The 18,510-nt window shown below is 41.1% G+C and carries 1 protein-coding gene (cut by a window edge); it reads right to left on the bottom strand.

Going from position 1 to position 18,510, the window contains the following annotated elements; translation table 11 throughout:
- Window positions 1-18,510 carry the 5' portion of a non-ribosomal peptide synthase/polyketide synthase gene (locus HR060_RS09890; protein ID WP_174200135.1) on the bottom strand. The gene continues 2,769 nt to the left of window position 1, outside the view, so 18,510 of the gene's 21,279 nt are visible here — the first part of the coding sequence; it begins with the start codon at window positions 18,508-18,510; its stop codon lies beyond the left edge, outside the window.

Here is an 18,510-nt window from a genome sequence, read left to right as displayed (position 1 = left end):
ATCAACGAATGCAGGGCATTTCTCTAGTGCATGCAAACGCTCAACATAATGATGATGACCAATAATTAATGACGCTTGGCTATCTTCGAGTACATAACGCGTGCGTGCTTGAGGGTAATCAGGTGAAATAGGGACATAAGCAGCCCCTGCCTTTAACACAGCTAATATCGCCACAACCATTTCTATACCTCTATCGAGGTACAAGGCAATAAGTGTATCCGCTGAAATATCGACTCGATTCGAAGCTGCATATTGGTCGCGAATATAACGCGCTAATTTATTAGCGCGCTGATTAAGCTCGTCGTAAGTTATGGTTAGCTCACCAAAACAAATGGCCGGCTGGTTTGGCGTTAGTTCAACTTGCGCTTCAAAAGCTTGATGCAAAGTGAGCTGGTGCGGATAAGGCTTACGGGTTTCATTCCACAGTACTAGTTGCTGATGCCGCTCTTGTTCACTCACTAACACTATATCTTGGTGCGCTTGTTCTGGCGCTTGGCTAACCACAGATAAAATTTCAGTTAACTGTGTTAGTAATTTATCGGATTGATGTTCTGTTAACCAATCAACACCGTATTTTAAGCCAACAACTAAACCATCATTTTGTTCAAATGCGAGCACAGATAATGGGTAATCAGCTTTTTCAATTGCCGCGTTAAACTTCACAGTACTCTCGATACCATCTGCTGATTTATCAGCTTGAGGGTAATTCTCAAATACAAATAAACTGTGGAATAGACGTTCGCCCTGTTGTTGTAACTTGCTCAAGTTCATGGCGCTGTAGCTATTGAGCTCTGCGATATTTTGAGAAATAGCACGAAGCACATCAATACATCGCTCTGTGCCGAACCAATCAACACTGAGTGGTAGCGTATTGATGTATAGGCCCACACTCGTTTCGATGCCGTTGACGGGAATATCTCGACCAGAAACAGTTGTACCAACAATCGTTTGATCATCTTGAGTGTAGGTTTGAAGCAACTTATGCCAAGCGAACTGTAATGCAGCATTCACTGTCACACCTTGCTCAGCACACATGGTTTTAAGTTGTTTGTAACCGTCTCCAGTAATGGTAACTGAGCGCTCACCGGGCTTGCTGATACTCGATGTATTATTAAGGTCGATAGCTTGACTTAATAGCGGATTGATATCATTGGTTTGCTCAAACGTCTGACTTTGTTTGTGCCAATATTTTTGTATTGCAGACTTTTGAATTCGATAGTAATCCTGAGCTTCACCGTATGTAGACTCTGGAGTTACTTCAATTACTTGGCCTGCCATTAATTGATTGTAATAACTGTGCACCACTTGCATTACAACCGTGCTACTCCAACCATCACAAATACTGTGATGTTCAGTTTTTAATACGGTAAATAACGTGTCAGAGCGTTTGATAATGGTGAAGCGGATTAAACCAGGTTTCGACAAATCAAATGCCACAGCGCGATCTTGCTGCTGGATTTTCTCCAACATTATCGCTTGCACATTGCTGTCAAACTGGCTGATGTCATTTAAGCTGAAATTATCAGAACTAATACTCGCGTCACGAGTGACAATTTGTAAGATATCTTGCTGCCAATCAAAGGCCATTCTAAGTGCACTAAAGCGCTCTGAAGCAAGACGCCAAGCCTGCTGATACTTTTCAATATCAAGGCCGTCACAATAATCGAGCATCAACTGCACGCGATAGGCATCATCTTGCGGTTGGCTTAAATGATGATAAATAAAGCCCTGTTGTAAGCTCGTTGCCGGGTAAATCGCTTCAACATCGTATTTATTTTGTAATTGAGTTAAATGCTCGTAACTAATTGTTAGATGGTAATCACTTGGCGTTTTAATCGCAGCAGATTGAGCTAACTTCGCAGTGTGTTCAATAACATCAGTTAATGCAGTTTTGAAAGCGGCAATGAAGCGATGAGTTTGCTCATCACCCAATCTTGATTCCACTCTAAAATACAAGCGTGAATTTTGAATAGCACCATTGATATTTAACGCCAGTGTTGAAGTATTTTCGTCACTTGCCGTATTACCGCAGTCAGCCATTATAATCGAAAAGTCATCCGAGTCGGAATGCGTATCTAGCTGCCCTAAATAATTGAAACTTATATTGGCAACAGATGCTTGTGTTACCTTACCCGATTGACACAAAGCGCCAAAACCAATTCCTTTATTTGGTATCGCGCGCAGCATTTCTTTAGTTTTGATGATCTGCTCAGTTAAATCTGGGTAAGCCTGAAGCTCAACCGGATACATGGTTGTAAACCAGCCCAGGGTTTTCGACACATCAATATGCTCATCAATATCTTCACGGCCATGGCCCTCTAACGTGATAACATTACTCGAATTTAAAGAGGTACTTGGTAAAGCTTTAGACAATGCACTGAGTAGCAAATCATTAATTTCAGTGTTGAAAGCTTTATTGGCGCGAACTAACAAATGGGTTGTCAGCTCAGGTGTCAATGCCAACTCTACCATCGATGGTGATGATTGCATCGGTAAGGCTTGAGTTTTAGCATTAATCGCTTGCCAATATTTAGCTTCATCTTGATGCTGATTGGCATAAGATTTCACCGTTTTGACCCATTGGCGATAACTACTCGTTTTAGCGCCGAGCTCACCGCCAGTTAGGAGCGTTTGCATATCATCAGCGATAATACGCCATGAAACGGCATCGATAACTAAATGATGGAATGCAAAAAACAGTCGGTGCTGCTTATCATCAAACCCCGTCAATAATTTTGCAGTCCAAAGCGGGCCTTTATAAATATCAAACGCACTTTGCCAGTCTGTTAGCTTTTGCTGTAAAGAGGCTTGGCTGAATTCGCTGATATCAACGACATCAAAAATGTCGTCACTAACGGCGCCTGTATAGCGCTGCATTGGAACAGGCCCCTCGTCGAGATAAAACTGGCCAGTGAGTATGTCGTGCTGCTCAACTAACGCGCTCAATGCTTGTTTAATTTCAAGGCTCGAAACGCTGGCTGGTGTTAATAATTTAAAGGCTTGATTCCAATGGTTTGGCTGCTTCAGAGGTTGTTCAAAGAACCATTGCTGAACAGGTAACAAGTTAAAGTCTCCCGTTAGCACGCCTTGTTCAGCCTCAATTTTATTGGACTTAGCTTGCGCGGCTAACAATACTGCGAGCTGCGCAATATTTGGTGCAGAGAAAATATCTTTAACTTGAAGGTTGTAACCTTCTTTTCTTAAACGCGATGTCAATTGAATGCTAATAATTGAATCACCACCAATACGGAAAAAGTTATCGTGAATGCTAATTTCGTTAAGCCCTAACACCTCTTGCCAAATAGTCGCGATAGATCTTTCGAGTGCGCTTCTAGGTGCAACATAATCCTGCTTATCAACAAATTCAGGTTCTGGTAACGCCCTTCTATCTAACTTGCCATTGATTGTTAATGGCAGATGGGTAATTTCACAATAACTAGCAGGTAACATGTATTCTGGCATACTCGATAGTAGCCAATTGCGTAACACTGTTCGGTCAAGTACCTGCTCAGGGTTTAGTATGATATAAGCAACTAAACACTTACTCCCTTCCCTTTCATAATCAATGACAACGGCCTGTTGTATCGAGTCATGTGCGGCAAGTGCGTTTTCAATCTCTCCAAGTTCAATACGGAACCCTCTGATCTTAACCTGGTTGTCATTACGTCCAAGGTACTCTAAGTCACAGGTCTGGCCTTGTTTATCGACTCTCCAGCGAACCAGATCACCTGTTTTGTATATGCGTTCAAACCCTTTAACGCGATCGGCCTCTGTAATAAACGGGTTCGCAATAAATTTATCATCGGTTAAATCTGGCCTGTTGAAGTAGCCTCGGGCTAGGCCTGCGCCACCTATGTAAAGCTCACCAGCAACACCTGGCGGTAAAATGTTTAACCACGGATCGAGCACATATAAACGGCCATTTGTCAGAGACTGGCCTATTTCATTTAAGTTGTGAACTTGTGCCTTTTTACCCGACGCATAAATAGATGCTTCAGTTGGACCATAAAAATTATATAAATCATAATGTTCAGCCCAATAGACACAGCGGTTTTGTTCGCACTTATCTCCGGCAAAAATAAGCTTTTTAACACTTGGCATTGGTACCTGAGGTAGCACGGATAAAACAGAAGGAGGCACAAAGACAAAGTTAATTTCATTGTCTTTGACATAATCTACTAATAGATCTGAACTGGTACGAATGTGCTGAGGGAGAATGTGTAGCTCACCACCAAAACCAATACAGTTGAATATTTCAGAGACGGATACATCAAAGGTATAACTACTAAACAGCGTTGCTTTACTTTGCTCTTCATTGAAGTCATAAACCGTACTCATGGCATGTAAGGTATTTAATACTGAAGCATTTTCTATACAAACCCCTTTAGGCTTTCCTGTTGTGCCCGAGGTAAAAATGACATAAGCCAAATCAGTGCTTTTTATATTAAGCGGTAGGTTTTTCTCAACAGAGCAAGGCGCCATATTATCAGCGGCGATAAGTCCTGGTTTTAATGCTAACGTATCGATACAGGTATCTAAGATAGATAAGTATTTTTGCTCGGTAACTATGATACGCATCGCGGTATCTTGCAAAATAACCTGGGTGCGTTGCTCAGGATATTGAGGCGATATAGGCACATAGGCCGCCCCTGTTTTCAACACAGCCAACATACTGATAATCATTTCTAGGCCAGTATCGAAATACAAACCAATTAACGTATCAGGGCTGATATCAGAGTGCGTTTGCTCTTGGTAAAGCTGCTTGATATACCGAGCAAGTTGGTTAGCTTTTCCATTAAGTTCAGCATACGTTAATTGTTTACCTTGATAGACTAAAGCCACGTTATTAGGCGTTAAATCAACTTGTTGCTCGAATAACTGAGCAAGACTTTGATGTTGCGCAAATACCCTATCCGGTTGACTTTGCTCATCTAGCATTGCCATCACCTCGGTATTACTAAGCAGTGATAACTGAGTATGAGGCTGTTCAACAGATTGACTAATTTGCTCAATGATCACGTTAAGCTGATTCAGTAATCGTTTTGATTGAGCAAGAGTTAACCACTGTTCACTGTATTTTAAGTTAACAACTAGAGCTTCGGATTCCTCATAAGCGATAAGTGACAATGGGTAGTCTGTTTTTTCGATAGCCGCTCTGAGCACCACATCTTTTTCAATACCCTGAGTCTTGACCGATTTGTCTAGCGGATAGTTTTCAAAAACAAATAGCGAGTGGAAAAGTCGCTCACCATTTTGCTGGATTTGCCCCAGAGACATGCCTGAATATGTATTAATATCAGCAATATTTTTCTGGATTTGCTGTAGAACAGTTAACACATTTGCTTCATCTTGCCAGTTAACCCAAAGCGGCAAAGTATTAATGTAAAGACCAACACTCGTATCGATGCCTTCAACAGGAATATCTCGACCCGATACTGTTGTACCCACAATCGTTTGTGAATCGCGACAATATGTTTGCAACAACTTGTGCCAAGCAAATTGCAACGCCACGTTTATGGTTACCCCTTCAGATAAACACATTGATTTAAGCTTGGCGTAGTCATCTCCTTCGATACGAAGTTGTTCAGCCGCAGGTTGCTCAACCGCTCTAACTTGCGTTAAATCAATGGTTTGACTGAGCAAACCGTTAATATCATTCGCTTGCTCAAAACCAAGTTGGGCTTGTTGCCAATAAGTTTGTGCCGTCTCTTTTTGTTCAAATAGGTAAGCTTGTGTCGCAGTGTAAGCCTTATCCTCTTGGAACTGAGGAAGTCGGCCATTTACCAGCTCATTGTAGTTATCATGGACAGCCTGCATTAAAACAGGTGTGCTCCAGCCATCAGTAATACTGTGGTGCTCTGTTTTTAGTAACGTGTAATACGACTCAGCTTGTTTAATAATGGTAAATCGAATTAACCCAGGTTGACTCAAATCGAATGGAATGAGCCTGTCTTTTTCTTGGATCTCAGCAATCTTCTGTTCGCGCTCGTGTTCACTAAAATCACTGATATCAAGATAATTGAACTGGCTTTCACCAATGCTATTTTGTGAGCTGATAATTTGAATAACATCTTGCTGCCAGTTAAAAGCAGTACGCAAAATTGGGAAGCGCATTGATGCCATACTCCAAGCTTTTTTATAGGCTTGGATATCAAGGTCTTGATGATAATCAATTAATAGCTGGACGCGATATGCATCATCATTAGGCTGACTTAAATGATGATAAATAAAACCTTGTTGCAAACTCGTAGCAGGATAAATCGCTTCTATTTGATACGTTTGTTGCAACTGCTTTAATAAAGGTATCGATAAGTTTTCAACCTGATAATCACTTGGAGTTGCTTGCCCACCATCAACAGAAACATCACAGGTATGTTGAATAACATCAATTAATGCTTGCTCAAAATGGGTTGCAAAATGCTGACTTAGTTCACGATCAAATCGGCAATCTAAACGGAAAGATAAACAACCAAGCTGCACCGCACCGTTAATATTCAGTAAAACATCATCACTGGTACTATCGATAATTTGCTGACCACAATTCCCCGCATTGATTTGCCAATCAGCCGTTTGATTTGCATCTAACTGCCCAAGGTAATTGAAGCTAATTTGCAATGATTCAACAGCGCAATTAAGCGCTTTATTTTGCATTGCGCCAAAACCTATCCCTTTATTTGGAATGGCTCTTAGCATTTCTTTGGTGTGAATAATTAAGTCGGATAACGCGCTCTGAGTCGTTAGCTTCACAGGGAAAAGTGAAGTAAACCAACCCACGGTTCTCGATACATCTAAGCGCTCGTCAATCGCTTCTCGACCATGGCCTTCGAGTTTTACAAGGTAACTATCTTGTTTAAATGTGCGCTCTGCTGCGAGACAAAGAGCACTTAACAACAAGTCATTAATTTCCGTGTTGTAGGTATTATTTGATTGTTGTAATAACTGGTCTGTTTTCTCACTATCGAGTTTTACGTCAAGAGTAATAGCGCTCTTTGCAGGTTCAGCAACCACATTGCAATCAGCTTCGCTTATTACACTTTCCCAATAATCTAATTCATTATCGTATTTTTTAGCATATGAATTAATCGCATCGACCCATTGACGATAGCTGCTGGTTTTTTCTGGCAACGACTGACCCGTCAATAAACTTTGCATGTCATCAGCAATAATACGCCAAGAAACAGCATCAATAATTAAGTGATGAAATGCAAAAAACAATCGGCAGCTACCATCATCAAAGCCAGTTAAATGGGCAATTTGCCATAATGGGCCACGCTCAATATCAAAGTGACTTTGTAACTGGGTTAATTTTTGCTGAAACTGTTCACTATCTAATGACGACACATCCACTTCGACTAGCGGTGCGTTCAATTGAGAATCTGTCGGTAGATATTCTTGTCTATCGCTGCCATTGAATACACAGCGCAATATATCGTGCTGCTCAGTTAAAGACGCAATAGCACTATGGATATCATCTACTTTAATATCAGCCGGAATCTGTAACATGAACGCCTGATTCCAGTGCTGTTGATTTGACAATGATTTATCGAAAAACCATTGCTGAATTGGCAATAAGCTAAATTCGCCAGTTAACTCACCTTGCTCTGCTTCAATCGAAACACTGTCAGTAGGTTTAGCGAGTAACACCGCTAACTTCTCAACAGTGGATGCATTAAAGATATCCTTAACCTGGACATTTAAGTCGTGCTTTCTAAGTGATGAAGTCAGTTGAATACTGATAATTGAATCGCCACCGATACGGAAAAAGTTATCTTGAATACCCACTTTTTCTATACCCAACACTTCTTGCCATACCTGACACAGTAAGGTTTCTAATTCATTTCTTGGTGCAACATAATCATCGCTGTTAGTAAATACCGGCTCAGGCAACTTGGCTCGATCTAATTTGCCATTTAATGTCAGCGGTATTGCATCAATTAACGTGAAACTCGCCGGTACCATGTAATCGGGTAAAGACTCAGATAGCGCCATGCGTAAGTTGTTTAGATCTAAATTAACACCGGCTTGAGCACAAATATAAGCAACAAGTGTGTTATTGCCTGCTCTTTGATAATCCAGCGCAATAGCTTGTTCTACTCCGTCTAACTGACATAGCGCTACTTCAGCTTCGCCTAGTTCGATTCGATAACCGCGAATTTTCACTTGGCAATCATTTCGCCCTAAGTACTCAAGAACGTTGGGCTTACCCTCTTCATCGGTTAACCAACGGACCAAATCGCCAGTTTTATACAAACGCGTGTAACCTTTTTCGAGATCGTCTTCACTAGCAAAAACATTCTCAATAAATCGCTCAGCTGTCAGTGTTTCTCGGTTGAGGTAACCTGTGGCTAAACCAGCACCAGATATATACAACTCACCTTTAGCGCCAATTGGTAATAACTGTTGCTCAGGAGATAAAACATAGAGCTGGCGAGTATTGATCGCTTGGCCAATTGGTACCGAGTTGTTGGCTGATATATCTAAATTAAATTGATCGCAATCATAAATTGTAGTGAAAGTAGTACTTTCTGTAGGTCCATAGCCATTGAGTATCTTATGCGGTCGATTTGGCTGTTTAATGAGCTGGTCAATTAAATTAGCCGTTAGCGCTTCGCCACCCACTAATAAGTATTGTAAAGAGGCAAATAAATCATGATCTTGGTTGTATAAGTGATCAAATAAAGCACGCGTCAACCAAAGCACACTGACCTTTTCATGCTCAAGGTAATGCGCCAATTGCGCCACACTAACCGTACCCTCTATTTGTGGCAGAACTAAACTAGCACCATGGCAAAGCGGCGCCCAAATTTCAAAAGTAGCCGCATCAAAATTAGGGTTAGATAATTGTAAAAACACATCGCTTGCATCAAGCTCAGCGAAATTATTGTTGCAAACAAGCGAAACAACCGCGCGATGAGGGACTTTGACCCCTTTAGGTTTACCCGTTGTTCCCGAGGTATACATAACATAAGCAAGATCAGTAGACGTAACAGGGATCGCTAGTGGCGTTTTTTCTTGCATCGAAACCTGTACATGATCAACATCAATTAAGATACTTTCACTACTGCTTTGCTCTAACCACAAAGTTAATCGTTGGTTAAATGCAGCTTCGGTGAGCACCATAGATGCAGCTGTATCTTCGAGCATAAACTGGCAACGCTCTGCAGGGTAATCAGATGATATAGGTACATAGGCCGCACCTGATTTCAATATTGCTAACATACTAATAACGAGCTCAAAACTGCGATCTAGGTAGGTAGCAATCAAACTTCCTTTCGTAAGAGGCTGCGCTTTTTGCTGTTGGTATACATGGCCAATGTAATGCGCTAATTGGTTAGATCTTTGCTCAAGTTCGGCATAACTTAACTTGTTACCGTTCAAAATTAACGCCGTGTTATCAGGTGTTGCGAGCGCTTGTTCGGAAAACAATTGCACCAAACTTTTACTATCGGGATACGGTAAAGCTTGTTTGTTTATCTGCAGAAGTAACTGACGGTCTTGTTCACATAGCAGTGAAATTGTACCTATCGGCTGACGAGCATCTTCGACAAAACTCTGTACGATCAGCTGATACATAGTCGCCATTCGAGCAATACTAGTTTCGTCAAACAAGCTAATCGCATAGTTAAATGCAGCTTTTATCGTCGCGTTACTGTCATCTAGAATCAAACTCAGATCAAATTTAGCTGGGCTATACACATCCTCAAGTAATGAGGTTGACTTAAACGGCAGTGCAGCGTCATCAACTGAAGCGGATGCTTGTAAGCTGAACAAAACTTGAAAAACAGGGTGTCTTGATGGATCGCGATCAATGCTTAATACATCGAGAAGCTTTTCAAATGGCAACTGTTGATGCGCTTTTGCTTGTCTGACAACATCGTGTACTTGAGCAATAAAATCGACAACTGAAACCGCCCCATCAAATTGAGCTCTTAATGCCAATGAGTTAACAAAAAAGCCTATGATAGACTGGGTTTGGGCAAATTCACGATTGTCAGATGGGGTCCCTATAATTAAATCACTCTGACCAGATAACCTGCCAATCATAATATAAAAAGCACTGAGTAAAACCGTATACAAGGTTGTTTGCTGCTCTTTTGCTAATTCGCGAAGCTGTTCTGATAACACCTCTGGCAATTCAAAGTGAAGATCGGCGCCTTGGTAGTCCATCTCTTTTAAGCGAGGTTTATCAGTCGGTAGTGCCAAGCTCTCAAAATCGAGCAAGGTTTTTTGCCAATATTCTATCTGGGTATTTAATACCTCTCCCTGAATATAGTCATGCTGCCAACTTGCGTAATCGCCATAGCTGATTGGCAACTTAGGTAAATCGATTGGTTGCTGTTTACATATCGCAGGGTAAATACAGGCTAACTCATCGACAAAAATGTTCATCGACCAACCGTCAAAAGCAATGTGATGCCAAAGCAATAGTAAATAGCGCTCATTTATGCCCTGATAGTGAACAACGCGAAATGGCAGTTCAGATCCTAAATCAAAAACCTGTTCTATTTCGGATTTTAATAAAACCAGTAATGATGTTTGATCCGTAAATTGGCACGCTTTGAAGTTAACCTGGTCATCTAACACTTGCTGATGGGTATCTGAGTAAATGGTTTTAAGTATTGGATGACGATCGGCGATATAGTTAATTGCATCGCGTAAAACGTCCAATTGCACATCGTCATCTAATCTGACTAAATATGGAATGTGATAAGCACTTGAGCCTTGTTCGAACGCTTCGATAAAACGCAGCCTTTGCTGAGCAAAAGACAGCGGGTATTGGCTACTTTCCGAGCGCGGAATATTAATCACTTGCTCAGTATCGATATGGTTCGCAATCCCCCTAATCGTTTTGTATTCAAAAATGAGGTTTAAACCAATATCTATCGACAATGCTTGACGTACTTTAGAGATCAACTTCAAAGCAGCCATGGAGTTACCACCTAGGGCAAAAAAGTTATCAACGACACCGACTTTTTCTATCCCCAATAAATGCTGCCAAATATCACATAACGCGCTCTCTAATTGACCTGTTGGCGCAACATATTGCGAATTTTGGGACAACTCAGGTTCAGGTAATTTTGAACGGTCTAATTTACCACTGTTATTGACCGGAATATGGGCTAACTCAACAAAATAAGACGGCAACATATAGTCTGGTAAGCGTTCAGCTAGTAATGACTGACAAGCGGCTAAATCAAGTTGAGTACTCAATTCTGGCACCAAGTAGGCAACCAAATACTTATTATCATTTTTGGTGTAATCGATAACGGCCACTTGCTTCACTGACGTTAACTCAGCAATTACACTTTCTATTTCTGCAAGCTCAATACGATAGCCGCGGATCTTAACTTGATTATCAATACGTCCAATGTATTCAAAGCAACCGCCAGTCTTATTTCCTTTTGGCAACTGACGAACCAAGTCCCCTGTTTTATACATTTTGGGATAAACAGAAGAACCTGACTCAAATGGGTTAGCAATAAAAAATTGTTCGGTTAAATCAGGCTTATTTAAGTAGCCACGAGCCAGTCGAGACCCTGTGATATAGAGTTCCCCTACTGCACCAACTGGTTGAATATTTTGGTTTTTATCTAAGACTAAACTAAAGCCATCTCCAATATGCGAGCCAAGCGTATTTGTCTGCAGCGTTTTTTCAACATCGAATTGATAAATATGGCTCGTTACCGTGGCTTCAGTTGGGCCATATGCATTGAATAATTTAATTTTTTGGTGCGCTTGTGAAGCTTGCCAATGGTGTAAAACCGTTTTAGGGAAAGCTTCACCGCCAATAATAATGCGCTTTAATTCAGTGCGTTCAAGTAATTGGGCATCAGCAAATAAAGTCGGTAATACTGCCTTAGCAAATACTGGCGGAATATTAATACCCGTCAGTTTTCGCTCAATAATAAGGTCGATAAAGGCTTCACAAGTTAAGCGATTATCTTTCAAGACAGATAATTGCACACCGTTGAGTAATGCTATAAATATTTGCTCTTGTGCCCAATCAAACACGATATTAGAAAAGAGTAATAATCGTTCAGCGCCATCAATACCATACAGTGGAGTCATCGCATTAATATGATCACTCAATGCACGGCGTTCAATCATGACGCCTTTAGGGCGACCAGTTGTCCCCGATGTATAAATAATATAAGCAAGGTTTGAACTCGAAATAGGCACATCTAAATTATCAGTACTGACATCAGTGCTTAATTTAAACTGTTCAAGTTCGATTATTTGAGGTTGTGTCACTAAATTACTTGTACAGTCATTCAGTAAAGAAAGGTATTTAGTTTGGCTGATAACTAGGCAGGCCTGGGTATCTTCAAGTATAAACTGGGTACGAGCTTGCGGTTGGCTCGGTGAAATAGGCACATAAGCCGCGCCCGCCTTTAGCACAGCAAGTATACTGATGATGAGCTCAGGACTTGAATCTAGATATAAACCCACTAATTGCTCACCACTAGTTTGCCCTTGTGCTTTTTTAATGGCTCTTGCTAGCTGGTTGGCTTTTTGATTTAACGCCTGATAAGTAATATCTTCATTTTCATAAGTCAGCGCTACGCTGTTAGGTTGCGCTATTGCAAAGTGTTCGAACCGCTTGATTACATCTTGCTGCTCGCAAGGTTTAACGGCAGCTTTTACCAACGTTTGATATTGTTCAAGCTGCGATAAACTTATCAGCTGATGCTCAATGTCAGATTGTTCAACGACAACAGATAAAATGCGATTGAGCTGGTTTAATAACACCGAGCTATGTGAGGCATCCAACCAATCTAAGTCGTATTTTAGTTTAATGACTAAGGCATCAGACTTTTCAAAAGCAACGACTGCTATTGGGTAGTCGAGCTTCTCTCTTGCCGCTTTTAGTTGGTAATCGGTTTCAATCCCAGTTGAGTTTTCTTTTGCAAGTGGATAGTTTTCAAAAACAAATAAGCTGTGGAACAAGCGCTCGCCATTTTGCTGTAAGCGACCAAGCTCACTCGCACTGTGGCTATTGATGTCAGCAATTTTCTGATGAATCGTTTTAAGTAAGGCCTCAACCGTTTGATTATCGTCCCACTCAAGTGCAAGTGGTAGCGTATTGATATACAAACCGACACTGGTCTCTACATCTAATACAGGAATATCTCGACCAGATACCGTTGTCCCGACGATAGTTTGTGTATCTTGAGTGTAGACCTGTATTAATTTATGCCAGGCAAATTGTAAGGCCACATTGACTGTCACACCTAATTGGCGACATTTCGTTTTTAGTTGTTGATATTGCTCTCCGGCTAAACACAACTCTTGCTCTGCAGGGTTATGTAAAACCTTAGTTTGATTAAGGTCGATGCGATTGGTAAACAAGGCGTTTAAATCGTTAACCGTCGACCAACTCTGACTATTTTCTTGCCAAAAAGCATCACTGATGCCACTTTGTTCTTGGTTATACTCTTGGCTCAGAAGATAAGCATTATCAATGAGTAGTTCAGGCGTTTGCTGTTTTTTGAGTTGGTTGTAATTATCATGCACTGCCTGCATTAAAATGGAACTACTCCAACCATCACCAATACTGTGATGCTCCGTTTTTAGAACGGTAAATAAGTACTCAGATTGTTTAATAACAGTAATGCGCAACAAACCAGGTTGACTTAAATCAAAACCTAACGCTCTGTCTTTTTGCTCAATTTCAGCAATTAAACGTGCTCTTTCACACTCTTGTTTATCGCTAATATCAATGAAACTAAAATGTTGATCTTTGATGCTAGCGCCAGCGGTTATAATTTGCAGTGCAGAGCCGTCACTTTGCCAATCAAAAGCAATACGCAAACTTGGGAAACGCAAAGATGCTAACTCCCAAGCTTGTTGATAAAGCGATAAGTCGAGTGCTTGATGGTAGTCCATCAACAGCTGCACACTATACGCATCATCATTCGGTTGACTTAGGTGATGGAAAATAAAACCTTGCTGTAAACTAGTGGCTGGATAAATCGCCTCGATTTGATATTGCTGCTGTAACTTTCGCAAGACCTCTACTGATAAGCCATCAAGCTTATAATCACTTGGTGTAGAAATGCCACCTTGTTGCGCCACTTTAAGCGTATGTTCGATAATCTCATTAATTGCGGTTTGATAAGCTGAAATAAAGTGCTCTGTTGTTGCAGCAGGTAATTTCGAGTCTAGGTGAAGCTGTAACTGGCCATCTTGAATAAAGGCATTGATGTTCAACAATAACTCACTGCTCGATTCGGCGTATAACGGGCCGCAATCTTGGGCATTAATTTGCCAATCACCTCGACTTCCCGCATCCAATTGACCAAGGTAGTTGAAACTAATGTTGGGTAATACGGCCTTATCTAAATGTCCACTTTGTTTTAATGCGCCATACGTTAAACCTTTACTCGGAATAGCTCGGAGCATTTCTTTGGTGTGGACAATTAGGTCATCTAAATTTGTGTAGTGTTTAAGCCTAACCGGGTACAACGTAGTAAACCAACCTAAGGTATTGGATACATCAATTTCATCGGCAATGGTCTCTCGGCCGTGTCCTTCCAAAGTAATATGATTCACTTCAGTATCAAAACAGCGCGCACAAGCCACACTCAAAGCACTTAACAACAAGTCATTAATTTCAGTATTAAAAGCGCTGTTTGATTGATTGATAAGCGATGCTGTGTTTGAGCTATCTAGCGTCAAACATTCACTTTGTTCTGCCCCCGTTTTGTTCAAATTTAACGGAGCGTTAAGCTTGTAATCATCTAAAACAGCTTGCCAATATTGCACATCCGTTAGATTGCGCTTGGCGTAATGCTCAACAGCATCGACCCATTGACGATAGCTCGTCGTTTTGCGTTCTAGCTTCTCACCTGCTAATAAACGCTGAAGATCTTCGCTAATAATGCGCCAAGAGACGGCATCAATCACTAAGTGATGGAATATAAATAACAGCTGGTTTGAACCAGCTCCTGTTAAGTGAATAGCTCGCCAAAGGGGACCATCAAAAATGTCAAAGCTGCTTTGCCATGATGACAACTGTTCAAATAAGCTGTTTTTATCGAGTCCAGATACATCAAATTTGAGAAACTCGCCCATGCTAGCTTGACTATCAGCCGAGTAACGTTGAATAACCTGACCCGTTGCTGTTTGGGTAAAGGTACAACGCAGCATATCGTGCTGCAGTGCTAACTCACTAAGTGCACGCTCTAGTGCGTGCTCAGTAACAGTACTTGGCAATGTTAATCTAAAGGCCTGATTCCAATGATGCGGGTTATCAAGTGCTTTATCAAAAAACCATTGCTGTACTGGTAATAAAGAAAAGTCGCCCTTTAATGTACCTTGCTCTGCATCGATACTCACTTTCTCAGACGCATCAGCTACAAATCGGCTCAGCTGTGAAACAGTTGGGTTATCAAAAATATCTTTTACCCGAACATCAAGCCCCTCTTTTCGCAACTTTGAGGTTAATTGGATAGCAATAATTGAGTCACCACCAATTCGGAAGAAGTTATCATTAACGCTGATTGGTTCTATTGCGAGCAAGGACTGCCAAATAGAGCACAGTTGTTTTTCTGTCGATGATTGTGGTGCTTGATAGCTAGTCGTAATTTTTTTGTTTACTTTAGGTAAAGCGGCTCTGTCTAACTTACCATTTAAAGTACGGGGAATAACCGCAACTTGGGTGAAGCTTGCGGGCAACATATAATCAGGTAAAAAGGTCGTTAAATATTGATTTAGCTGATTAATATCAATCTCGATATTAGCTTGTGCAACATAATAAGCAGCAAGCGATTTATTGCCCTTTTCATCCAGATCAATAACAGCTGATTGCTCAATTCCCTGATACTTATCAAGCGCATGAACAATCTCACTTAGCTCGATGCGATGACCTCTTATCTTAACTTGCTGGTCATTACGCCCTAAGTATTCCAAGCCGATTAGTACCCCTGTTTCATCCATCAACCAACGAACTAAGTCGCCAGTGCGGTATAGGCGAGCACCCGTTTTTGAATCAGCTGAAAAAGGGTTAGCAATAAAATTGCGCGAAGTTAAATCATCGCGATTTAAATACCCCCTAGCAACACCGGCACCACCAATATAAAGCTCTCCGACTTCGCCTGGTGGTTGTAATTGACCTTGTGCATTTAAGATATAAAGATCGACATTATCTAATGCCAAACCTATGTTGTTTGCAATGTCACCCGGTTTAAACGAATGCGCACTGGCACATACGGTTATCTCTGTTGGTCCATACGCATTAATTACACTGCAAACCTGACTTAACTTTTCGAGTAACCCTAATGATGGCGATTCACCCGCACTGACTAAAGTTTTTAGCGAAGATAAGTCGTTCAGCTGCATTTGAGCTAAAAAGATAGGTGGTATCGTGGCCAGTTCGATTTGTTCTGATACGATGAGTTGTCCCAATAAATAAGGGTCTTGGCGCTGCGCTTCATCACAGATATAAAGCTGGTGGCCTTGCAATAAACTAACAAAGATTTCTGACACGCTGGCATCAAAAACATAAGAAGCAAAAGCCAAAGCACTTTGACACTGATTGGCATTAAACGCTTTAGATTGCGCATCAACTAAATGGCACAGATTTCGATGCTCTACCATTACCCCTTTGGGCTGTCCCGTTGTGCCCGAGGTGTAAATGACATAAGCCAGATCGCTTGCCGCGTTATCACTATCATCAAAATCACGGTACTGAATATTAGATAAATCCAACGTATCAAGAGCATTGAGGTGAATATTTCTTGGTATATCTTCAGCGATAGCTTCCAGTTCAGTTAATAAGTGACGCTGAGTTAATACCATTTCAGTCTTAGTATCATTTAAGATAAATGCGACACGTTCACTTGGAAAGCTAGGGTCAATAGGCACATAAGCAGCGCCTGCTTTCATTATCGCCAACATGCTGACGACCATATCTATACTGCGATCTAAATAAAGCGCGATAAGTGAATCGGCTTTTGGACCTTGCTCAAAGGTATCCCGAATCACCTGAGCAAGCTTATTGGCTTTTTCATCTAACGCTTGATACGTCAAAGACTCATCTTGATAAGTAAGCGCTATCGCATCTGGTGTGTTTTGCGCTTGTTCAGCAAAACATTGATGTACCGTTGTACTTTGGTTAGAAACTTTAGCTAACCGGGTTTGGGAAGTTAATAAAAGATCGGCTTCTCTTTCTAGCATGAGAGGCAATGATTCAATAGCTAACTCAGGTTTAGCCAGAGCACTTTGTAATAAATAAACGAGTCGTTCACTGAGTTGAGTAATATCTTGTTTATTAAAATATTGAGTTGAGTAAGTAATTCTCAGCTTAAACCCTGGATCAACTTCATAATTGAGCAATCGAATTTGCAGAGGTTGAATATCGGCATTGTTATTAAGGTGAACAGATTTAACATTGGTGGCATTTAACGAAGATGAAAATGCATCATATAAAACCTGAATGTCACATAAATTATTTTGCTCTTCGTTACTCAAACGCGCGATATGGCTAGCAGGAAATTGACTATGACGCCAAGCCTGTCTGATCGATTTAGCGATTAATTGAGCGTGCTCAAGAAAACTCATCGCTTCTAATCGCTCACATGACACTGGAATACCATTTGAGCACATACCTAAAGCGGGTACTTTCCCTTTTCTCCTACGCCCATGCACTACTGTGCCGACAGCAAACTGATTTTGATCTGTGGTGCGGCTAAAATACAGGCTAACGATACTGATAATGACCGCAAGTGGACTGAGACTGTACTGCTGACAAAATGCGGTTAACTCGCTATCGAGCTGGGCTGATAAATCAAAGCTATGAATATCAGAAATCTTAGATTCATAGCGAACAGGTAAGCGCGAAAAGGTATGTTGTTCAACAAATTGTTGCCAGTAGGCTTGGTCTTTGGTGAACCGAGGTGAATGCATGTAGCGCTGTGCCAGATCGATCTCTTCTCGGTACTGTGGTAAGTCTGCTAACCAACTTGTTGATTTTTGATTAGCGAGGCAATCATAGAGTTTATGAAACAGTTCTGATAGTTCATAAATGCCAACACCGTCGTTAATAATGTGATGAAAGCGAAAATAAATAATGCTAACGCTGTCACTTTGTTTAAATAAGGTGATCTGGAAAACACATTCCGATAAATAGTCCCTAACTTGGTGAAGGTCCTCTTTCATCCATTGATGAATACTTTGCTCAGGGTTATTTTTTGCTGAAAAATCTAAAAATTGTAACGCAGGTTCAGGTAGAGCTTGTCTATCAAATGATTGCAGTGGTAATGCGGCATCAGATGCAGTGAATTGGGTGCGCAGTACGTCTAGATGCTGGAACAATAAGTGCCAAGCTTGCTGAAATAACGCTGGATCAATATGGCTTTCGACACGTTGACACCAAGCTAAATTAAATAATGGGTTATTTGGATTCAGTAACTGTTCGAGATGAATATTTTCTTGGGCGGGATGTAGCTTAAAGTGCTCTCCCAATTGCTGCTCTTCACTGCGACTATTTACTGCGTAACCATTCTTCAT

Origin of the sequence: Marinifaba aquimaris (genome assembly GCF_013328345.1) — a bacterium.
GTDB lineage: Bacteria > Pseudomonadota > Gammaproteobacteria > Enterobacterales > Alteromonadaceae > Marinifaba > Marinifaba aquimaris.
Note: the sequence above shows the minus strand (reverse complement) of the source record. Positions and strands in the feature narration are given on the sequence as shown.